A 19,512-nucleotide genomic window follows, 5' to 3' on the forward strand; every position below is an offset into this window, starting at 1 on the left:
GGGGCTTTGCCCCTCGAGCACCCCAGCAGGAAACTGAGTTTCCTGCACCTTCGATAGAATTTTTACCGATCTTAATAGTTGCCGGGAATAATTTTATTAATACAATAAAATATGTTTATCAATTTTTATTATTTTATAATTTTTCATCTCAAATATATAATCGTAATTGATTTATTGAAATTACAAAATTTTGCATCAATATAAATATAAAATCGATAATAAACGAAGGTGCAGGAAACTAAGTTTCCTGCTGGGGTGCTCGAGGGGCAAAGCCCCTCGATCTTACTGTAACTCTCGATCCATTTCCCAGTAACCGCGCAGCAGATGCTAATAAGTGGCCCGGCCGCCGGAGCAATCGAAGACAGCGCCGGTGGAAAAACTGCAGGCTTCGCTGGCGAGCCAGGTGACGAGGGCGGCGACCTCGCTGGGCAGGCCGAAGCGGCCCATGGGGATTTTGGATTTCATCCAGGCGATTTGTTCGGTGGTCATCTGGGTGAAGAGTTCGGTCTCGACCGCGGCGGGGGTGACGCAATTGACCCTGATGCCGGTGGTGGCGGTTTCCTTACCGATGGATTTGGTCAACGCGATGACGCCGGCCTTGGCGGCGGAATAGGCGGCGGCGTTGGGGTTGCCTTCTTTGCCGGCGATGGAGGCGATGTTGATGATGCGGCCCCAATCACGCGCGCGCATGCCTGGCAGCACGGCCTGGCAGCAGAGGAAGACGCCGGTGAGGTCGATATCGATCACCTGGCGCCAGGCATCGACGGGGTAGTCCTCGGTGAGGTGGTTGGGGCCGGTGATGCCGGCATTGGCGACGAGGATGTCGGCCGGGCCCAGGGCGGCCTCGGAGGCGGTGAGTGCGGCGGCGATGCTGGCGGGGTTGGTGACGTCCATGGTTTGGGCATGGGCGCCGAGGTGGTGGGCGGCGGCTTCTACTGCGGCGCGGTCACGGTCCCAAAGGCTGATGCGGTGGCCTTGTGCGGCCAGGGCTTGGGCGATGGCGAGGCCGAGGCCGCGGGCGGCGCCGGTGATGATGGCATGGCGGCTGGTGTCAGGCATGGCGCCCTCGCTCCCTGTTTGTTGGAGAGAGGGCGCCGCAAGCCGCAGGGCTTGTCAATTGCGCGCGGTTAGATGGCCGGGCGGGTGGCGCGGAAGGCGGTGGCTTTCTCGAAGGCATGGCCTGCGGCGAGGACGGAGGCATCGTCAAAGGGTTTGCCGATGATTTGCACCGAGACCGGCAGGCCGGCCTCGCCAAAGCCGCTGCATAGGCTGAGGGCGGGCCAGCCGAGCACGTTGAAGGGCATGGTGAAGCCGGGTTTTTCCAGGCTTGCCCATTTTGAGACGGCGGTGATGGGCGGGGCCTCGCCCATGGCGCTGGCGGTGATGAGCAAATCGACGCCCTGGGTGGCGGCAATGCTGCGGGTGATGAGATCGGCCCGGCGGCGTTGGGCCTGGATGTAGTCGGCAGCACTCATCAGCGCACCGAGGGCCAGGCGGTGGCGCATATATTCGCCGTATTTTTCGGGCGCGCTCTGCATCCAGGCTTCGTGCACGGCGAAGGATTCGGCGTAGATGATGGCCCAGCCGGTGGCGTTGTATTCGGCCAGCGATGGCAGGGTGATATCGCTGATAACCGCGCCCTCGGCGCGCAGCACGGCGATGGTGTTTTCGATGCCGGCGAGGGTGGCGGGGCTGACCGGATTGTCGCTCTCATGGAAGTGGCGGATGACGCCGATGCGTTTGCCGCGCACGCCCTGGGCGAGGCCCGCGTGGAAATCGGGCACCGGGCGATTGGCGCTGCCGGGGTCTGCCGGGTCATGGCCGGCCATGGCTTGCAGCAGCAGGGCGACATCTTCCACCGACCAGGCCATGGGGCCGGCATGGTCGAGGGTTTGGGCGAGGGGCAGGATGCCGGTGCGTGGGCAGAGCCCATAGGTGGGCTTGATGCCTGCAATGCCGCAGAGTGCTGCGGGGCCTCGGATGGAGCCGCCCGTGTCCGAGCCGGTGCCGCCCATGATGATGCCGGCGGCAACGGCCGCGCCGGTGCCGGAGCTGGAGCCGGCGGTGAAGCGTGTGGTGTCCCACGGGTTGCGGGCGGGCGGCCAGGGGAGGTCGAAGCTGGGGCCGCCAAAGGCGAATTCATGGGTGGCGAGTTTGCCGAGTGAGACGACGCCGGCAGCGGCCAGCATGCGCACGGTGGTGGCATCCTCGGTGGGGATGAAATCCTTGAGCTGGGCCGAATGCGCCGTGGTGGGGATGCCGGCGGTGCAATAAATGTCTTTGTGGGCGATGGGGATGCCATCGAGCGGGCCGCGCAGGCTGCCGGAGGCGGCGCGCGCCTCGGCGGCTTGGGCGGCGGCCAAGGCGGGTTCGGGGGTGATGCGGATGAAGGCGTGGATTTTGTCGTTCAGCGCCTCGGCCCGGGCGAGGGCGGTTTTGGCGAGTTCGACCGGGGAGATTTTGCGGGCGGCGATGAGGCCGGCAGTTTCGGCGATGCTGTGCATCACTTTTCTCCTGCGGCGAAGGTGAGGGCGGGTTCGGCGGCGGGGGGGATGCCGGGGCCACGGATCATCTCCAGCGCGGGGAGGAGCATGGCATAGGCAGCGCGCAAATCATCCTGCTCGATCTTGGGCAGGGTTATGCCGGCGGTGGCGAGGCGGGCGGCGATTTCGGATTCGCTGAGCGGGGGCATCGTCTCTCCAGAATGCGGTGTTTCGGCGACGAGGTTTGCCCAGGCTGGGGCTAAGGTCCAGCCATGCAGGTGGGGTGGATTGCACCGATGGGGGTGGATTTGCCCATCGCCGCGCCAGCATGATCATTGATGTGTCATTGCGCGGGGGAAAGGTGACAGCAAGGTTGCGCAGGCGGGCAACCCCGGTCTAGCCTTCTGGTGAGGCGGGATACATCGCCCATTGGGAGAGATGTCGTGAAGGTGGGCGAAGCGATCGCGGAGATCATGCGCCGCGAGGGCATTGAGGTGCTCACTGGCTATCCGGTCAATCATCTGATCGAAAGCTGCGCGGCGATTGATATCCGCCCGGTGATGGTGCGGCAGGAGCGCATTGGGCTGCATATGGCCGATGCGATCAGCCGGGTGACCTCTGGCCGGCAGATTGGTGCCTTTTGCATGCAGCATGGGCCGGGGGCGGAGAACGCCTATGGCGGCGTGGCGCAATGCTATGGCGAGAGCATTCCGGTGCTGGTGCTGCCGATGGGCTATGCGCGGCGTATTTCGCAGATCAAGCCGAATTTTTCCTCCACCGTGCAGATGGCGGGCATCACCAAGAGCGCTGAGACGGTGTCGCTGGCGGCTGAGGTGCCCAATATCATGCGCCGTGCCTTCTCGCGGCTGCGCAATGGCCGCGGTGGGCCGGTGCTGGTGGAGGTTCCCACCGATATGTTTGCCGAGGAGTTTCCGGGCGAGCTGGTTTATGAGCCGGTGCTGACGGCGCGTTATGCGCCGGCACCCGATGATGTGAAGCGCGCGGCGGAGTTGCTGCGCAGTGCCAAGCGGCCGGTGATTTATGCCGGTACCGGCGTGCATTGGGCGAAGGCCTGGCCGCAGCTCAAGGCGCTGGCGGAATTGCTGGCAGCACCGGTGACGACCTCGCTGGGCGGCAAATCCTCCTTTCCGGAGGATCACCCGTTGGCGTTGGGCTCGGGCGGTTTGGCGATTCCGGCGCCGGTGCGGCATTTTCTGGATCATGCCGATGTGATTTTTGGCATTGGCTGCTCGTTCACCGAGACGAATTTTGGCGTGGCCATGCCGAAGGGCAAGCGGATTATCCATGCCACGCTGGACCCTGACCATCTGAACAAGGATGTGCGGGTGGAGTTGGGCCTGGTGGGTGATGCGGGGCTGACGCTGGATGCGCTGCTGGCCGAATTGCAGGGGCTGGAGGCGCGGGACCATGCGCCGGTGGCGGATGAAATTCGCGCCATTCGGGCACCCTGGCTGGCGAAATGGGCGCCCAAGCGCGATTGTGATGACGCGCCGCTGAACCCCTATCGGGTGCTGCGCGACCTGTGGAACACGGTGGATGTGGATAATACCATCATCACCCATGATGCCGGTTCGCCGCGCGACCAGCTTTCGCCGTTCTGGATTTCGCGCACGCCGCTGTCCTATTTGGGCTGGGGGAAGACGACGCAGCTGGGTTATGGGCTGGGCCTCGCCATGGGGGCGAAGCTGGCGGCACCCGACAAACTCTGCATCAATGTTTGGGGTGATGCGGCGATTGGCTTCACGGGGATGGATTTCGAGACGGCGGTGCGCGAGCGCATCCCCATTCTGTCCATCCTGCTGAACAATTTCTCGATGGCGATTGAGTTGAAGATCATGGCGCTCAGCACCGAGAAATACCGCACCACCGATATCTCGGGCAATTACGCGGCGATGGCGCAGGCCTTTGGCGGCTATGGCGAGCGGGTGGAGCGGCCGGAGGATATTGTGCCGGCCATTTTGCGCGGCATTGCGGCGACGAAGGCGGGGCAGCCGGCGCTTTTGGAATTCATCACCTCCAAAGAGACGCAGGTGTCGCGGCTTTGATGGGAGTTGCACCCGGGCGGGTGCGACGGGCCACCAAAGATGGCCCGTCGCGTTTCAGCCGAGGCTTACGCCGCGACTGGCAGGCCCTTCTTGGTCTGGCGGCGGCGGCGCACCGCGGCCAGGCCCAGCAGGCCAGCGCCGAACAGGGCGATGGAAGCTGGCTCAGGCACGGCCACATTCAGCACCGAGGGGGCGCCATTCTGCCGGCCATAATACAGCGTGGTGGCGCCGGTGCTGCCGATCACCACGGTTTCGGTGATCTGCGAGGTTGGCCCGGAGGTGGTGGTACCGATGCGGCTGGCGCCCTGATAGACGCTGACGCCATCATCATGGGTGATGGTGAGGATGGTGCCAGCCGCGAGGGTGCCCAGGCCAATGGTGTAGAAGGAGCCATAGCCATAGCCCGCGGCGCTGCCGCTGGAGGCGAGAAAGCTGGCCTGGGTGGTGAAGTTGGCATTGGCCGGCCCGGGCAGCGTGCCGGCACCGGCATAGCTGGAAATGGCCGCGGGGTTGGTGAAGAAGGACGAGTTCAGGTCACCCGAGCTGTTATTGTTCTGCGGCGGGCCGACATTGAAGCTGAGATTGCCGGTATAGTTGAAGTTGGCGCTGATGGCGCCGCCGCTATTGAAGCCGGGAGCGCCGAGCGAGGCATCAAAGGTTGCACCACTCTGATTGGCGGTCTGCACGAGGAAGCTGTAGGTGGGCGCTGCCACCGCGCTGCTGGGCAGGGCTGCGATGATCGCGCAGGCCGCGCCGCCCGCCAGCAGGATTTGTCGGAAGGTGTTGGTCATTGGTGTTGCTCCGCATGCGCGGCTGGGGAAATCCGCCGCATCGGGGTTTCAGCAAGTAGCGTGCCAGATTTTTTTAATATTACTTTCAATGGCTTAAAGGGAGTTTCTCAGAAGGGGCGGCGGAAGTGTAAACCACACCGACACCAGTCTGGGCCTTGGCCCGCAGAAAAATTCCACCCCGCCCCACCCCATAACCCGAGGTAGCACGGCGCCCATGGCCACCGTCCAAATTCGCGATGTTCGCAAATCCTATGGCTCCAACGCCGTACTGCATGGCGTCTCTGTCGATATTGAGGATGGCGAATTCGTCGTTCTTGTCGGTCCTTCGGGCTGCGGTAAATCCACCTTGCTGCGCATGCTGGCGGGGCTGGAGAATATCACCGGCGGCGAGATCGCTATTGGCGAGCGCGTGGTCAATAACGTGCCGCCCAAGGACCGGGACATCGCCATGGTGTTCCAGAATTATGCGCTCTATCCGCATATGACGGTCTTCGACAACATGGCCTTCTCGATGAAGCTGGCCAAGGCGCCGCGGGCGGTGATGGAGGCCGAGGTGGGCCGGGCTGCGAAGATATTGGGGTTGGAGAGTTTTCTCGACCGCTATCCGCGCCAGCTTTCGGGCGGGCAGCGGCAGCGTGTGGCGATGGGGCGCGCCATTGTGCGCAACCCGCAGGTGTTCTTGTTTGATGAGCCGCTGTCGAACCTCGATGCCAAGCTGCGGGTGCAGATGCGCTCCGAGATCAAGGAATTGCACCAGCGGCTGAAGGTGACCACGGTCTATGTCACCCATGACCAGATTGAGGCCATGACCATGGCCGATAAAATTGTGGTGATGGAGCTGGGCTATATCCGCCAGGCTGGGCCGCCGCTGGAGCTGTATGACCGGCCGGCCAATCTCTTTGTGGCGGGGTTCATTGGCAGCCCGGCGATGAATTTGCTCGATGGGCGGATTGAGCATGGCGCGTTCATCACCCCCGATGGGGTGAGCTGGCCCCTGCCCGCGCAGAATGCGCCGGAAGGACCTGCGATATATGGTATCAGGCCCGAGCATTTCCGCCTGGCGGGCGATGGCATGCAGGCGCGGGTGGTGATCGTGGAACCGATGGGCAGCGAGACCCAGGTGACGATGAAAATCGGCGAGACGACGGTGAATGGCGTGTTTCGTGAGCGCATCACCGCCCGGCCCGGCGATATACTTCCTGTAGCGCCGCAGGCGGCGATGGCGCATCTTTTCAACAAGGCAACCACAGAGCGGCTCTAGCCGCCGGATCAGGAGAGAGAAACATGACCTTCAGCATTACCCGCCGCCTCGTCGGCAGCCTGGGCGCTGGCATGATCGCCGGCGAAGCCATGGCGCAGAGCAATATCGCGACGGCCAATGTCGCCCCCCCGCGCCTGCCGCTGGAAAACGGCGCGACCTTGCGCGTGCTGCGCCCGGTGCGCTTCGTGCAGCCCGATGAGGATGTGTTCCGCGCCAATGCCGCGCGCTTCACCGCCGCCACCGGCGTGCAGGTGCGGGTGGATTTCGTCGGCTGGGAGGATATCAGCCAGCAGACCGGCGTGACCGCCAATACTGGCGCGGGCCCTGATGTGATCATCGGCTTCAATGAGGCGCCGCATGTGTATCAGGACAAGCTGGTCGATATTTCTGATATCGCCGAATATCTTGGCGCCAAATATGGCGGCTGGAAGAAGTTGGCCGAGAAATACGGCAAGCGGCACAATTCCAACAATTGGATCGGCCTGCCCTTCGGTGCCTCCGGCGGGCCGCTGGTCTGGCGCAAATCGGCGGTGAATGAGGCGGGGTTTGCGCGCCCGCCGGAAGATCATGCCGGGCTGCTGCGGCTGGCGCAGACGATGAAGCGCAACAACAAGCCCACGGGCTTTGCGCTGGGCAATGCGGTGGGCGATGGCAATGGCTTTGCCAATTGGGTGATCTGGTCCTTTGGTGGCTTCCTGGTGAACCCCGATGGCACGCCGGGGATCAATTCGCGCGAGACGGTGGCGGCGCTGAACTGGCTGAAGGAATATTACGCGACCTTCATCCCCGGCACGCTGGCCTGGGGCGATATCAGCAATAACCGCGCCTATGCCTCGAATGAATTGTTCCTGACGGCGAATGGCGTTTCGCTGTATTTCTCGCTGAAGAATGACCCGGCGACGGCGGCGATTGCCGCCGATACCGAACATTCCCTGCTGCCCAAAGGCCTGGCCAGCACCTCGCCGATGGCGGGGCTGACCCTCAATGCCATGGTGTTCAAGCATAGCCGCTACCCCAATGCGGCCAAGGCCTTCCTGACCTTCATGATGGAGGCGCCGCAATATGACCCATGGCTGCAGGCCAATCTGGGGTATTGGGCGCAGCCGCTGAACGCCTTTAATGCTTCGGCCACTTGGAGCGGCGACCCGAAGGTCGCGCTCTTCAAGGACACGATGGATACGGAGTTCTGGCTTGGCTATAAGGGGCCGATCAGCGAGGGGTCGGCTGCGGCCAATGCGGATTACGTGATGGTGCAGATGTGCGCCTCCGTGGCCTCCGGCCAGGCGACGCCTGAGGCGGCGGCGCGTGAGGCGGAACGCCGCGCGGCGCGCTTCTTCCGCCGGCGCTGATGGTGGTGATGCGCAATACCCTTATAGGCTGCGGTGTGGCGGGGCGGCTGATGCCGGCCCCGCTGGCCGCCATTGGCGATCGGAATTAGGCCATGTCAGTCACCACCGCGACGGAATTGCATTGGTCGAAGAACCGACGTGAGCCCTCTTGGCTTGTCAAATTTTTTGACAATAAGGCCGTGCTGGTGGTGGCCTGCCTGCTGCCGGCGCTGGGGCTGCTGGGGGTGTTTCTCACCTATCCGCTGGGGCTTGGGATCTATCTGGCCTTTACCGATTCGACGATCGGCCGGAAGGGCATTTGGGTGGGGTTGGAGAATTTTGAGTATCTCTTCACCGACCCGATATTCTGGAATGCGGTGTTTTTCTCGGTGTTTTATACTGGGATTGCCACTATCGGAAAATTTGGTCTGGGGCTTTGGCTGGCCTTGCTGATGAACCAGCACATGCCGTTCAAGTCGCTGATCAGGGCGATTATCTTATTGCCTTGGATTGTGCCGACGGTGCTTTCGGCCATTGCGTTTTGGTGGATTTATGACCCGCAATTTTCCATTATCAGCTACATCTTTGTTGATGTGCTGGGGTGGCGGACGACGAATATTAACTTCATCGGCAGCGAATGGCCGGCACGGTTTTCACTGATCGTGGCCAATGTCTGGCGCGGGATTCCCTTTGTGGCGATCTCGCTGCTGGCGGGGCTGCAGACCATTTCGCCCTCGCTCTATGAGGCGGCGCTGCTGGATGGGGCTTCGGCCTGGCAGCGGTTTCGGTTTATCACCTTCCCAATGCTGCTGCCGATTTTGGCCATTGTGATGACCTTCTCGATCATCTTCACCTTCACCGATTTTCAGCTGGTCTATGCGATCACCCGAGGAGGGCCTGTGAACTCAACCCATCTGCTGGCCACACTCGCCTTCCAGCGCGGCATTCCGGGCGGGCAACTGGGTGAGGGGGCGGCGATTGCGGTCTCCATGATCCCCTTCCTGGTCTTTGCCACGCTGTTTTCTTACTTCGCGCTGGCACGGCGCAAATGGCAACAGGGCGAGGGGAACGACTGAGATGAGCAATGCTTCAACCGCAGCGCCTGAGACCATGCAATGGGATAGCCGCGCGCGCCGCGCGGTGATGCTCTGGATCCCGTTGGGCTGTTTTCTGCTGATCCTGCTGTTTCCGTTTTATTGGATGGCGATCACCGCCTTCAAGCCGGATGCGGAGCTGTATGATTTTGCGGCGCATAATCCGTTCTGGATCACTTCGCCGACCTTGCAGCATATTCGGAAATTGCTGTTTGAGACGTCCTATCCGCGTTGGCTCTGGACGACGATGGGGGTGGCGGTGGGGGCGACCTTCCTCTCGCTGCTGGCCTCGACATTGGCGGCTTATGCCATTCAGCGGCTGCGGTTTAAGGGCAGCCAATATGTGGGATTGGCGATTTATCTGGCCTATCTGGTGCCGCCCTCCATCCTGTTCATTCCGCTGGCGACGATGGTGGTGCAGCTGGGGCTGTTCGATAGCCCCATGGCGCTGATCCTGGTCTATCCGACGTTTCTGGTGCCGTTCTGCACCTGGCTGCTGATTGGGTATTTCAAATCCATTCCCTATGAGCTGGAGGAATGTGCGCTGATTGATGGCGCGACGCGGCTGCAGATTTTGCGGCAGATCACCCTGCCGCTGGCGGTGCCGGGGTTGATTTCGGCGGGGATTTTCTCGTTCACGCTGAGCTGGAATGAGTTTATTTATGCGCTGGCGTTTATTCAGTCGAGCGAGAATAAGACAGTGCCTGTGGCCATTCTGACTGAATTGGTGACGGGCGATGTTTATCAATGGGGGGCGCTGATGGCGGGTTCGCTGTTGGGATCGCTGCCTGTGGCGATTTTTTACTCGTTCTTTGTGGATTATTACGTGAGCAGCCTGACGGGGGCGGTGAAGGAATAATCTGTGCGCCGGTTCTAACCCGGTGCGGTTTGGCGCTATCGGCAAGCTCTACCGGGCTGCGCTTCAAGGAAAAAGATCGAGGGGCTTTGCCCCTCGAGCACCCCAGGAGGAAACTCAGTTTCCTCCACCTTCGTTTAATTATTAGTTTCAAAAATTAATCAAAGGTCCAGGAAAATGATTTTCCTGGTGGGAGAGCGCGAGAGGGCAAAGCCCTTTCGCTCCTCTCCTCCGCAATTAGCTTTTTCAGCAGCATACTAAAGCTTACGCCCCATCGCCGCCAAATAGCTGCGGTTGCGGGTTGGCGTGATCAGCACCTCGTTGATGCAGACATGCGCCGGCTGGCTGGCGATGTAGCGCACCAGATTGGCGCAATCTTGCGGCTGCACCATTTCCGCCCGTTGTGCTTCGGAGAGTTTGTTCGGGCGCTTGTCGAGGATGGGGGTATTCACTTCGCCCGGGCACATCACGGTGGAGCGGATGCCATTGCCGCATTCTTCCATGTTCAGGCTGTGGCTCATCGCCACCACGCCATGCTTCACTGCGGTGTAGCTGGATCCGCTAAGGGGGGTGACGAAGCGCCCGGCCATGGAGGCCGTGTGCAGCAGCAAGCCGTCGCCCTGGGCGCGCATCATTGGCAGCACGGCCATGGAGCAATAGAAGGCCGAGGCGAGATTGCCATCGATCACCTGCTGCACGCCCTCGGGCGTGAGATCCGTCCAGGAGCGGGCGGTGATGTTCAGCCCCGCATTGTTCACCAGCAGGTCGATGCGGCCGAGTTTGCTCTCGATGAAATCGGCCACCTTCTTAACCGCGGCGGGCTTGCCTAGATCGGCGGTCTTGACATGCGCGGTGCCGCCGGCGGCTTTGATGCGCGCGGCCACGGCCTCGAGCGGTTCCTTCCGCCGGCCGGTCAGCACCACCACATAGCCATCCTGTGCCAAGCCCTCGGCGCAGGCCTCGCCGATGCCACTGCCCGCGCCCGTCACCCATGCCACTTTATTCATTGTAGAATCCCTCCCGCGCGCGGGCTGGAATGCCCGCGTCATCGGGGGTGAGTGTCACGCCAAGTGCCAGATAGGACAAGGTCGCCCGCCGTGCGAATGCAGCGTTTTACCAGCGCGCCAGTGCCGAGCCCCAGGTGAGCCCGCCGCCAATGGCTTCCATCAGCACGACATCGCCGCGCTGGAATTTTCCGGCAGCCTCCGCATCGGCCAAAGCGAGGGGGATGGAGGCGGCGGAGGTATTGGCGTGGCGGTCCACCGTCACCACCACCCGCTCAGGCGCCAGGCCGAGCTTTTTGCCCATGGCCTCGATGATGCGGATATTGGCCTGGTGGGGCACAAGCCAAGCGATGTCGTGGCGGGCGAGGCCATTGGCCTCCAGCGCCTCATCGACCACGGAAGCGAGCTTGGTGACGGCGTGCTTGAACACCTCGCGCCCGGCCATGCGCAGCAGGCCGGTGCCGCCGGTGCTGCCGGGGCCGCCCTCGACATGGAGGATATCGGCAAGCCTTCCATCAGCGTGCAGGTGGGTGGAGAGGATGCCGTGCTCGGCATCGGCCTCGGCGCGCAGCACCACAGCCCCCGCGCCATCGCCGAAGAGCACGCAGGAGGCGCGGTCGGTCCAGTCGAGGATGCGCGAATAGGCCTCGGCGCCAATCACCAGGGCGCAGCGGGCGGAACCGCTGCGGATCATGCTATCGGCCACGCTCAGCGCATAGACGAAGCCGGTGCAGGCGGCGAGGATATCGAAGGCGAAACCCTGGGTGATGCCCAGCTGCGCCTGGATGCGTACGGCTGTGGCGGGGAAGCTGCTATCGGGGGTGGCGGTGGCCACGATCACCGCATCGACATCGGCGGGGAGTATGCCGGCGCGGGCCATGGCCTCGCGGGCGGCGGCGGCGCCCATGGCGCTGGTGGTCTCGCCCGGGGCTGCGATATGGCGCTGGCGGATGCCGCTGCGCTCGACGATCCATTCATCCGAGGTATCGAGATTATAGCGCTGCGCGAGCGCCTCATTGGTGACGAGGTCGGATGGCAGATAGCCGCCAGCGGCCAGGATGCGACTGCGGATCACGGCGTGCTGCCTGTCAATTCGGCCGTGTGGAGGCGGGCCACGCCCTCACGAATCTGGTGGGTGAAGCCGTGTGTTACCATATCCATCGCCACATCCACGGCATGGGCAAAGCCCATGGCATCGGTTCCGCCATGTGATTTCACCACCACACCATTCAACCCGAGTAGGATGGCGCCATTATAGCGCCGCGGGTCCATCCATTCGCGCAGCCGGTCCAGCGCCGGGCGGGCGAGGAGATAGCCGAGTCTGGCGGGGATGGAACTGGTGAAGACCTGCTTGAGCAGGCCGCGCATCAGCTTGAGCGCGCCCTCGCCGGTCTTGAGTGCGACATTGCCGGTGAAGCCATCGGTCACCACGACATCGACGGTGCCGGCGGTAATGTCATGGCCCTCGACGAAGCCATAGAAATTGATCCCGGCATCGGCGCGGAGGATTTCCGCCGCCTGACGCACCCTATCATCGCCCTTCAACTCCTCGGAGCCGACATTGAGCAGGCCGATGCTGGGATTGGGCAGGCCGAGCACGGCGCGGGCGAAGGCATCGCCCATGATGGCGAATTCGACGAGGTTGCGGCTGTCGCAGGCGACATTGGCGCCCAGATCGAGCATGACGACATCGCCACGCGCGGAGGGCATGATGGCACCCAGGGCCGGGCGGTCGATCTCCGGCAGGGTCTTGACCAGGATTTTGGCCAGCGCCATGAGCGCGCCGGTATTGCCGGCCGAGACGAGGCCCGCGACCTCGCCCGCCGCCACCGCATCAATGGCGAGGCGCATAGACGCATCGCGCATGCGCAAGGCCATGGTGGGCTTCATATCGCCAGGGATGAAGCTATCCGCATGACGAATGAGGCAGGATTTCTTCGCCCGCGGATAGGCATCGAGCATGGGAAGGATCCGGGCCTGGTCACCCACGAGCAGGAATTTGGCTCCCGGATGGCGCTCGGCCGAGAGATCAACACCTGCCAGCACCGCCTCGGGCGCATTGTCGCCGCCCATCGCATCGATTGCGAGTGAGGCAATCTGCGGCTTAGAGTTCGCCCGTTTGCTGGGCGGCCCGTTATCGGACAATCCGCTCTCTCCTCACACCACACCGGCGGCCATGGCCACCAGGGCCCGGCGCGCTTCCGCTCAGGCCCGGATGACGCCCTTCAGCGCATCGCCGGCGGGAGCCACTTCACGGCCGTCATAATGGCCGCAATGCGAGCAGACATGGTGCGGGCGCGCAAGCTCACCGCAATTGGAGCACTCGACATAGGCTTCCTTGCCCAGCGCGTGATGGCTGCGGCGCATGCCACGGCGTGATGGCGAGGTCTTCTTCTTCGGAACGGCCATGGTGCCGGGCCTTTCAATAGGTCAGCGAGCTGAATTGCAATGAGGGGGCGGCGATAGCAGAGGGGGGGCTGGGTGTCCAGCAGGTGCTGGCGATGATGTGACGTTCAGGTGACGCAGGGCTAGCGGGATTGCCCCGAGGGTGGGCGGCGCGCGAGGGCGGCAAAGGGGCCGCGCGGGCCGTCATCGGCGCCATGCTCGGGCAATTGCGCGCCCTCCAGCCGGGGATAGGGGTCGAGGGCGAGGGCGAGGAGTTGGGCCATCACCTCACCCAGCTCGGCGATGCCATTGTCGCATTCGACCTCGTCTTCGGAGTCGGGGTCCTCGGAGGGGGTTTGGCCCTCGGGGAGGATTCGCAGGGCGACATCCTCGCGCAGGCTCTGGGGAACCGGGTCGAGGCTGACCACGCAGGCCTGTACGAGGCTGGCCTCGATATGGCCATTGACGCGAATGCCGCCGGCGGTTTCGCCGCGCAGGCGCAGCTCGGCGGAAAACCGATGCAGCGCGAGCAGGCCCAGACGGGCGGCGAGGGCGGCGCATTCGGTGGCATTGGCCTCAAGGCGCAATTGCTGGCCGGCCCCGGGCAAATGGGAGACGCGCACGGGGCGGGAGAATTCGAGTTCGCTCATAGGGCGGGAAAGACCAGGCGGCCGGCGCGAAGCCCTGCCATGGGCTGGGCTGCGAGCGCGCCATCAAGGGCGATGGCGCGGGCGGCGAGGCGGGGGGCGGCGGTGGCATCCTCGGGTGCCACGCCGGCCCAGAGGTTGCGGATCAGCGCCTCGGCCAGGGCTTCTGGGTCGGTGGCATCGAGTGCGGCCTCATAGGCCTGGGCACGGCCATGAAAGGCCTCCCACATGCTCTTGACGCGTTTGCTGATGCTCATATCGCCCACGCCCATCTCGCGCAGATTGACATCCATGTCGTTGAACATGGCATCGAAGACCGCCTGGGCGAGGGTTTGCCCCTCGGGGGCGGGATCATGCCGCAGGCGGCGGATCAGCAGGGCGACATGCAGGCCCACCAGGTCAAAGCGGCCTTGCAGCGTGTCGGCCACGGCGTAGTCCAGATAATAGGCGGGTGCGCGGGCTGCGGCGACGGCGGCGCCATAGAGCTCGTAGCCCTCGCGTTCGAAGGGTTTGCGGCGGAAAAGGCGGGCGAGCACCATGGTTTCAGTCTGGCCTTTGGAATGGGTGTGGCGCCACGCAGTTGACCGCAACCGGGCAAGGTGGCACCTCGCCTCACATGGAACCGACGCCTCTCAAGGTCAATGCGACACCACCTTTGGCGCGAGCACTGGCCGTGCTGGCCTGCCTGGGCGTGGCGGGGTGCCAGTATCTGCCGCCGCTGCCCGAGCGCCCGCGCGAGGTGTTTTCCTCGCCCATTATTGCCCGGGGGCATCTGGTCTCTGCGGAGCAATTGCAGCAGATCACCCCAGGTGTGACCGCGCGCGCCGATGTGCAGGCACTGCTGGGCAGCCCGAGCCATACCGCCACCTTCTCGGATGACACCTGGTATTACATCAGCAGCTCGACTCAGCTGCGGCCGGGGCGGGCGCTGTCGGTGAGCAATCAGCGGGTGGTGGTGGTGGCCTTCAACCCCAATGGCACGGTGCGAGAGCTGCGCGAATTGGGCCAGGCGGATGGCCGCAACCTCAGCTTCGCCAGCCGCGAGACGCCAGTGCCGGGCAATGATCGCACCCTGTTGCAGGGGTTGTTCGGCAATATCGGCCGCTTCAACCCCACGGGTAGCAGCACCGGCCAGCCGGCGGCGCCGGGTGTGGCCAATTCCTCCAGTCGCTGAATCGGCGGGAGTTGGGCGGCGCTGCGAGTGGGCGCAGGGGGCATGACGCCGCTGATATTTGACCGCGGGCTGCTGCGGCGAAGGCGTGAGAGGGCGGCGGCGCGGGTGGCGGATGTGGCGCCGGTGCTGGAAGCGGCGGCGGATCTGTTGCTCGACCGGCTGGATGACACGACGCGGCGCTTCACCCAGGCCTTGGAGATTGGCGGGCGGGGGGTGGTGGCGCCGATGCTGCGCGCGCGCGGGATTGCCGATGTGGTGAGCCTTGATCTCTCGCCCGCGATGGCGGCGCGGGGGGGCGGGGTGGCGGTGGCGGGCGATGAGGAAATGCTGCCCTTTGCCGAGGGGGCGTTTGACCTGGTGGTCGCCTCGCTCTCGCTGCATAAGGTGAATGATCTGCCGGGGGCGCTCATTCAAATTCGTCGGGCGCTGCGGCCCGATGGGCTATTCCTGGCCAGCCTGCCGGGCCTGGGCAGCCTGCAGGCGCTGCGTGAGGCGCTGGTGGTGGCGGAGGTGGCGGTGAGTGGCGGGGCCTCGCCGCGGGTCTCACCCTTTGCGGAATTGCGCGATATGGCGGCGCTGTTGCAGCGCGCGGGCTTTGCCCTGCCGGTGGCGGACCAGCAAAAGCTGGAGCTGGCTTATCGCTCGGCGCTGGGGTTGGTGGCCGATCTGCGCGCGGCGGGGGAGCAGAATACGGTGCTGGCGCGCGATGGGCGTATTCCGCCGCGCGGGCTGTTTGCCCAGGCTTTTGCGGCGCTGGAGGCCTCGCTACCGATGGCGATGCCGCTGCCGCTGCTGATGCTGACCGGCTGGGCGCCGCATGACAGCCAAAGCCGCCCTGCCCGGCCCGGCAGCGCCAATGCCCGGCTGGCCGATGCGCTGGGGGCGGAGGAACACAGCGCGGGTGAGGCGGCGGGGCCTGGGCGGGAGGGGCGTGGGTGATACGCTCTCAGAAGCGAAAACCGAGGCTGGCCAGCGCCCTCGCCCCGCAAATATCCTGGCCCCGGCCGGCGATGGGCACGCAATGATCATGCGCGATGGAGGTCTGGACGTAGCTGAGCGTGGCCGTGAGGGTGCCCATGGCCTCGATGGTGAAGTCGCGGGTGAGGTTCACGCCCCACCAGCTGTCATTGCCGGCGCCGAAATTGGCCGGGCGTTGCAGCATTTGATGCGCCAGCCGGCCGCCCAGGGTGAGGCCCCAGAACCCGGTTTGCCAATCCAGGCCGCCCTCGACATAAAAACCCGTGCCTCAACTGGCGAAGCAATTTGGTGACGCGCCCAGCGTGGCCAAGATGGTGAGAGGCCCGAGGCTGCGGCTGGCGCGCAAAATGGTCTCATCATAATCCAGCCGCGGCTGGCCGCCACGCCTAGTGAGGCCGGCATAATGGTACCAGATGCCCTGGAGATCGATATTGAAGCCGCCAAGGGGGAAGCGAATGCCGCCGAAGAGATCGATCTCGGTGGTGACGTCATAGCCCAGATATTGGGCGTTGGAGACGAAGCTGCCGACATAAACCCCGCTGCCGGGATGGGCGAGTTCGGCATTGGCTTAGACGGCTGGGCGGGAGCGGGTTTGGCTGATGCCGCGGAAGATATAGTCGCTGGTGAGGGTGGCGGGCGGGTTGAGGGTCAGGCCGCTCTCGCCCAGGCGGGGTTGCGCCATGGCGGGGCTGGTGGCGAGAAGGAGGCCCAGCAGGGCCGCAGGGCATTTCATGAAGGGGGTTTAGCCGAAGCCGGCTGGCAAAGCCATGAAATGACGGGGGTTGAGCGGTCTGCTGAAAAAGGACAGCGCGGGGAAAAGATCGAGGGGTTTTGCCCCCGCCTTCGATACATCATTGATTTTAAATAATACCAAAGCTCCAGGAAAATCATTTTCCTGGTGGGAGAGCGCGAAAGGGCAAAGCTCTTTCGCTCTTTTCCTCACATTCGGCCTTATCCCGACGCCGGCAAGCGTATCACGAATTCGGCCGGCTCGCGGCGCGGGATGGCTCCTGGCCGCTTGCACCGCGGCGCCCGCCACTTGATATTGGCGCGATGGAGCAGCCAGCCGGCGAGAGCCGCACAATACCGTTACACCAGCCCGAGGATTTCGCGGGCATGCGCCGCGCCGGGCAATTGGCCGCGGCCTGCCTTGATATGATCGGCCCGCATGTCCTGCCCGGCGTCACCACCGGGCAATTGGACCAGCTTTGCCATGATTTCGCCCTGGCGCATGGCGCGACACCGGCGACGCTGGGCTATCGCGGCTATCCCAAATCCTCCTGCACCTCGATCAATCACGTTGTCTGCCATGGCATTCCGGGGGACCGGGCGCTGATCGATGGCGATATCATCAATATCGATGTGACCGTCATTCTCGATGGTTGGCATGGCGATACCAGCCGGATGTATATTGCGGGCCAGGCCAGCACCAAGGCGAAGCTGCTGATCGATGTGACCTATGAGGCGATGATGCGCGGCATAGCGGCGGTGCGGCCGGGGGCCACGCTGGGCGATGTGGGCCATGCCATTCAGAGCCATGCCGAGAAGCATCGGTTTTCCATCGTGCGGGATTTTTGTGGCCATGGCATTGGCCGGGTGTTTCATGCGCCGCCCAATGTGCTGCATTTTGGCCGCCCGGGTGATGGGCCGGTGCTCAAGCCTGGCATGTTCTTCACCATCGAGCCCATGGTGAATGCCGGCCGGCCGGAGGTGAAAATTCTCGATGATGGCTGGACGGCGGTGACGCGTGACCGCTCACTCTCCGCCCAGTTCGAGCATATGGTGGCGGTGACCGAGACGGGCTGCGAGATTTTCACCCTCTCGCCCGGCGGGTATCACAAGCCGCCCTATGGGTTCCGCCCGGGGGGGTAGTGCTTTAGCCTTCCTGCATCCTGGGGGGATGGTGATGCGGCTTGGCCGTGAGATGCGATGGATGCTCCTGGCGCTGGGGGCGATGTTCATGCAGCAGAGCTTCGCCTCGCTCGGCCGCAGCCTGCCCACGGTGATTGCGCCGGCCATTATCGATGATCTGGCGCTCGACCCGGCATGGGTGGGGGTTTATGTCTCCATTGCCGCCTTTGCCTCGCTGGTGTTCCAACTGGGCTGCGGCAGTTTCATCATCCGCTATGGCGCTTTGCGGATGAGCCAGGTGGCGCTGGTGTTTTTGGCCGCTGGGCTGGCCTTTGCCTCTTCGGGGCTTTTGCTGATGTTCGCGCTCTCGGCGTTGATAGGCGGCGGGGGGGCTGCGATGTCCACCCCCGCCTCATCGCATTTGCTGGGGCGCTATACGCCGCCGCGGATCATGCCGCTGGTCTTCTCCATCAAGCAGACGGCGGTGCCGGCGGGGTTGCTGCTCGCAGGGCTTTTGGGGCCGGCCATCACCGATGGGATGAGTTGGCGCGCGGCGCTGGATGTTGCGGCCATCGCCTGCCTGGTGTTTGCGGTGATGCTGCAGCCACTCTCGCGCGAGTTTGACAGCGACCGCGACCCTGGCCGGTCATTCCAGATGAGTGACTTCGCCACCACGCTGCGGGCGGTGATGACGGCGCCGGAATTGCGGCGGCTTTCCCTGGCCTGTTTTGCCTTCAATGGGCTGCAGACGGTGTTCACCTCCTATTTTATCATTCTGCTGACCGAGGCGGGGTATGGGCTGAGCCTGGCGGGGCTGGTGTTTTCCATTGCCATGATGGTGGCGGTGCCGGGGCGTATTCTCTGGGGCTGGATGGGCAGCAGCTTTGTCGCACCCCGGGCGATGATGGGGGCGCTGGCCTTGGGGATGGCGGTGAGCAGCTTCGCACTGGCCTTTTTTGGCGCAGCCTGGCCGGTGGTGGCGGTGGGGCTGGTGGCGAGTGCGCTGAGCGCGACCGCAATGTCCTGGCATGGCGTGCTGCTGGCGGAAGCCGCGCGGCTGGCGCCGCATATGCGCGGGGCGGCGACAGGGGGGGTGCTGTCCTTCGGCCAGGTGGGGGCACTGCTTTTGCCCTTGGTCTTTGCCGGTATTCTTTGGGCGAGTGGGAGTTATGGGCTGGGCTTTGCGGTCTGTGGGTTGCCGGCCTTGGTTGTCGGCATTGTGTTGCTGCGGCCTTCTCACGCCGATTTGGCTGCTGAGAAGCACTGAGGGCGGAGCAAGGAGCGAAAGGGCTTTGGCCCCTCCCGCTCTCCCAACATGGTCGACATATATGCCGACGATTTTCCTCGACCTCTGATATTTTTTTCGAGCCTGTCCCGTGCGGATGGGCTCACTATATGGGAATTAGTGTTTTGTTTTTATAATATTTTTATCGTCTCAAACAGTTCTACCTAAACCAATTGCAACCCAAAACCGATAATACATCGAAGGTGGAGGAAACTGGTCGACATGTATGTCGACCCTCCTGGGGTGCTCGAGGGGCAAAGCCCCTCGATCTTATCTCCCCTCGCCGTTCGTTCTTCCGCAGCGGAGGCG

20 protein-coding genes and 1 pseudogene are annotated in these 19,512 nt (G+C 63.6%); 9 read left to right on the forward strand and 12 right to left on the reverse strand.

Features of this window, described 5'->3' with window-relative positions; all coding sequences use genetic code 11:
* Positions 1-327: 327 nt before the first annotated feature.
* From ABWP84_RS14460 to ABWP84_RS14470, 3 genes are all read right to left on the reverse strand, one after another.
* Complete coding sequence (locus ABWP84_RS14460) at positions 328-1,059, reverse strand: SDR family NAD(P)-dependent oxidoreductase (protein ID WP_353212745.1); 732 nt, start codon at positions 1,057-1,059, stop codon at positions 328-330.
* 68 nt (positions 1,060-1,127) lie between these two features.
* Positions 1,128-2,504, reverse strand: coding sequence for an amidase (locus ABWP84_RS14465; RefSeq protein ID WP_353212746.1), 1,377 nt, complete (start codon positions 2,502-2,504; stop codon positions 1,128-1,130).
* Positions 2,504-2,692, reverse strand: coding sequence for a hypothetical protein (locus ABWP84_RS14470; protein WP_353212747.1), 189 nt, complete (start codon positions 2,690-2,692; stop codon positions 2,504-2,506). Before ABWP84_RS14470 ends, ABWP84_RS14465 begins: the two co-directional genes overlap by 1 nt.
* A 240-nt stretch (positions 2,693-2,932) precedes the next feature.
* Between ABWP84_RS14470 and ABWP84_RS14475 the strand changes: the two genes are divergently transcribed.
* Positions 2,933-4,549: a thiamine pyrophosphate-requiring protein gene (locus ABWP84_RS14475; RefSeq protein WP_353212748.1), complete on the forward strand. Its 1,617-nt coding sequence runs from the start codon at positions 2,933-2,935 to the stop codon at positions 4,547-4,549.
* A 65-nt stretch (positions 4,550-4,614) separates the two neighbouring features.
* Here the strand turns inward: ABWP84_RS14475 and ABWP84_RS14480 are convergent, their stop codons facing one another.
* Positions 4,615-5,340 (reverse strand): PEP-CTERM sorting domain-containing protein, encoded by a 726-nt coding sequence (locus ABWP84_RS14480; RefSeq protein WP_353212749.1) that lies wholly within the window; start codon positions 5,338-5,340, stop codon positions 4,615-4,617.
* 214 nt (positions 5,341-5,554) lie between these two features.
* Here ABWP84_RS14480 and ABWP84_RS14485 point away from each other — a divergent pair, with 214 nt between their 5' ends.
* The 4 genes from ABWP84_RS14485 to ABWP84_RS14500 all read left to right on the forward strand — a co-directional run bounded on the left by ABWP84_RS14485 (position 5,555) and on the right by ABWP84_RS14500 (position 9,882).
* Positions 5,555-6,601, forward strand: a complete 1,047-nt coding sequence (locus ABWP84_RS14485; RefSeq protein ID WP_353212750.1) for a sn-glycerol-3-phosphate ABC transporter ATP-binding protein UgpC — start codon at positions 5,555-5,557, stop codon at positions 6,599-6,601.
* A 23-nt stretch (positions 6,602-6,624) separates the two neighbouring features.
* Positions 6,625-7,950 carry an extracellular solute-binding protein gene (locus tag ABWP84_RS14490; RefSeq protein WP_353212751.1) on the forward strand — a complete coding sequence of 442 codons (1,326 nt, stop codon included), beginning with the start codon at positions 6,625-6,627 and terminating at the stop codon, positions 7,948-7,950.
* Between the two features lie 92 nt (positions 7,951-8,042).
* The gene (locus ABWP84_RS14495) at positions 8,043-9,005 is read left to right on the forward strand and encodes a sugar ABC transporter permease (protein WP_353212752.1); all 963 of its coding nucleotides are present in this window, start codon (positions 8,043-8,045) and stop codon (positions 9,003-9,005) included.
* 1 nt (position 9,006) lies between these two features.
* Entirely contained in the window at positions 9,007-9,882 is an 876-nt protein-coding gene (locus ABWP84_RS14500; RefSeq protein WP_353212753.1) for a carbohydrate ABC transporter permease, read from the forward strand.
* A 254-nt stretch (positions 9,883-10,136) separates the two neighbouring features.
* Here ABWP84_RS14500 and ABWP84_RS14505 read toward each other — a convergent pair whose 3' ends face one another.
* The 6 genes from ABWP84_RS14505 to ABWP84_RS14530 all read right to left on the reverse strand — a co-directional run bounded on the left by ABWP84_RS14505 (position 10,137) and on the right by ABWP84_RS14530 (position 14,454).
* Entirely contained in the window at positions 10,137-10,886 is a 750-nt protein-coding gene (locus tag ABWP84_RS14505) for an SDR family oxidoreductase (RefSeq protein ID WP_353212754.1), read from the reverse strand.
* Between the two features lie 106 nt (positions 10,887-10,992).
* On the reverse strand, positions 10,993-11,958 hold the full coding sequence (locus ABWP84_RS14510) for a beta-ketoacyl-ACP synthase III (RefSeq protein ID WP_408904274.1): 966 nt from the start codon (positions 11,956-11,958) through the stop codon (positions 10,993-10,995).
* The gene (plsX, locus tag ABWP84_RS14515) at positions 11,955-13,028 is read right to left on the reverse strand and encodes a phosphate acyltransferase PlsX (protein ID WP_353212755.1); all 1,074 of its coding nucleotides are present in this window, start codon (positions 13,026-13,028) and stop codon (positions 11,955-11,957) included. The genes ABWP84_RS14510 and plsX overlap by 4 nt, the downstream gene beginning before the upstream one ends.
* Positions 13,029-13,088: 60 nt before the next feature.
* A complete protein-coding gene (gene rpmF, locus ABWP84_RS14520) occupies positions 13,089-13,292 on the reverse strand; it encodes a 50S ribosomal protein L32 (RefSeq protein ID WP_353212756.1) in 204 nt (67 codons plus the stop codon).
* A gap of 119 nt (positions 13,293-13,411) precedes the next feature.
* The gene (locus ABWP84_RS14525) at positions 13,412-13,918 is read right to left on the reverse strand and encodes a DUF177 domain-containing protein (RefSeq protein WP_353212757.1); all 507 of its coding nucleotides are present in this window, start codon (positions 13,916-13,918) and stop codon (positions 13,412-13,414) included.
* Positions 13,915-14,454: a ubiquinol-cytochrome C chaperone family protein gene (locus ABWP84_RS14530; protein ID WP_353212758.1), complete on the reverse strand. Its 540-nt coding sequence runs from the start codon at positions 14,452-14,454 to the stop codon at positions 13,915-13,917. Before ABWP84_RS14530 ends, ABWP84_RS14525 begins: the two co-directional genes overlap by 4 nt.
* A 77-nt stretch (positions 14,455-14,531) precedes the next feature.
* On the opposite strand from ABWP84_RS14530, the gene ABWP84_RS14535 reads away from it, so the two are divergent.
* Both ABWP84_RS14535 and ABWP84_RS14540 read left to right on the forward strand, forming a co-directional pair.
* A complete protein-coding gene (locus ABWP84_RS14535) occupies positions 14,532-15,089 on the forward strand; it encodes an outer membrane protein assembly factor BamE (protein ID WP_353212759.1) in 558 nt (185 codons plus the stop codon).
* 42 nt (positions 15,090-15,131) lie between these two features.
* Positions 15,132-16,028, forward strand: a complete 897-nt coding sequence (locus tag ABWP84_RS14540; protein ID WP_353212760.1) for a class I SAM-dependent methyltransferase — start codon at positions 15,132-15,134, stop codon at positions 16,026-16,028.
* A 7-nt stretch (positions 16,029-16,035) separates the two neighbouring features.
* Here ABWP84_RS14540 and ABWP84_RS14545 read toward each other — a convergent pair whose 3' ends face one another.
* Positions 16,036-16,251, reverse strand: coding sequence for a hypothetical protein (locus tag ABWP84_RS14545; RefSeq protein ID WP_353212761.1), 216 nt, complete (start codon positions 16,249-16,251; stop codon positions 16,036-16,038).
* An 84-nt stretch (positions 16,252-16,335) separates the two neighbouring features.
* Positions 16,336-16,800, reverse strand: a pseudogene (locus ABWP84_RS14550) (TorF family putative porin).
* Between the two features lie 320 nt (positions 16,801-17,120).
* Here ABWP84_RS14550 and map point away from each other — a divergent pair.
* Positions 17,121-17,939, forward strand: coding sequence for a type I methionyl aminopeptidase (gene map / locus ABWP84_RS14555; protein WP_353212762.1), 819 nt, complete (start codon positions 17,121-17,123; stop codon positions 17,937-17,939).
* 52 nt (positions 17,940-17,991) lie between these two features.
* Positions 17,992-19,185, forward strand: coding sequence for an MFS transporter (locus ABWP84_RS14560; protein ID WP_353212763.1), 1,194 nt, complete (start codon positions 17,992-17,994; stop codon positions 19,183-19,185).
* Positions 19,186-19,512 lie beyond the last annotated feature (327 nt).

Source organism: Rhodovarius sp. (assembly GCF_040399605.1).
GTDB classification, from domain to species: Bacteria; Pseudomonadota; Alphaproteobacteria; order Acetobacterales; family Acetobacteraceae; genus Rhodovarius; species Rhodovarius crocodyli_A.

Coding starts and splice junctions, on each gene's coding strand:
- ABWP84_RS14490 (WP_353212751.1), top strand. CDS start 6,625: ATGACCTTCAGCATTACCCGCCGCCTCGTCGGCAGCCTGGGCGCTGGC.
- ABWP84_RS14545 (WP_353212761.1), bottom strand. CDS start 16,251: ATGCTGCAACGCCCGGCCAATTTCGGCGCCGGCAATGACAGCTGGTGG.
- ABWP84_RS14460 (WP_353212745.1), bottom strand. CDS start 1,059: ATGCCTGACACCAGCCGCCATGCCATCATCACCGGCGCCGCCCGCGGC.
- ABWP84_RS14505 (WP_353212754.1), bottom strand. CDS start 10,886: ATGAATAAAGTGGCATGGGTGACGGGCGCGGGCAGTGGCATCGGCGAG.
- ABWP84_RS14560 (WP_353212763.1), top strand. CDS start 17,992: ATGCGATGGATGCTCCTGGCGCTGGGGGCGATGTTCATGCAGCAGAGC.
- ABWP84_RS14535 (WP_353212759.1), top strand. CDS start 14,532: ATGGAACCGACGCCTCTCAAGGTCAATGCGACACCACCTTTGGCGCGA.
- map (WP_353212762.1), top strand. CDS start 17,121: ATGGAGCAGCCAGCCGGCGAGAGCCGCACAATACCGTTACACCAGCCC.
- ABWP84_RS14465 (WP_353212746.1), bottom strand. CDS start 2,504: ATGCACAGCATCGCCGAAACTGCCGGCCTCATCGCCGCCCGCAAAATC.
- ABWP84_RS14500 (WP_353212753.1), top strand. CDS start 9,007: ATGAGCAATGCTTCAACCGCAGCGCCTGAGACCATGCAATGGGATAGC.
- ABWP84_RS14470 (WP_353212747.1), bottom strand. CDS start 2,692: ATGCCCCCGCTCAGCGAATCCGAAATCGCCGCCCGCCTCGCCACCGCC.
- ABWP84_RS14485 (WP_353212750.1), top strand. CDS start 5,555: ATGGCCACCGTCCAAATTCGCGATGTTCGCAAATCCTATGGCTCCAAC.
- ABWP84_RS14530 (WP_353212758.1), bottom strand. CDS start 14,454: ATGGTGCTCGCCCGCCTTTTCCGCCGCAAACCCTTCGAACGCGAGGGC.
- rpmF (WP_353212756.1), bottom strand. CDS start 13,292: ATGGCCGTTCCGAAGAAGAAGACCTCGCCATCACGCCGTGGCATGCGC.
- ABWP84_RS14495 (WP_353212752.1), top strand. CDS start 8,043: ATGTCAGTCACCACCGCGACGGAATTGCATTGGTCGAAGAACCGACGT.
- ABWP84_RS14525 (WP_353212757.1), bottom strand. CDS start 13,918: ATGAGCGAACTCGAATTCTCCCGCCCCGTGCGCGTCTCCCATTTGCCC.
- ABWP84_RS14480 (WP_353212749.1), bottom strand. CDS start 5,340: ATGACCAACACCTTCCGACAAATCCTGCTGGCGGGCGGCGCGGCCTGC.
- ABWP84_RS14540 (WP_353212760.1), top strand. CDS start 15,132: ATGACGCCGCTGATATTTGACCGCGGGCTGCTGCGGCGAAGGCGTGAG.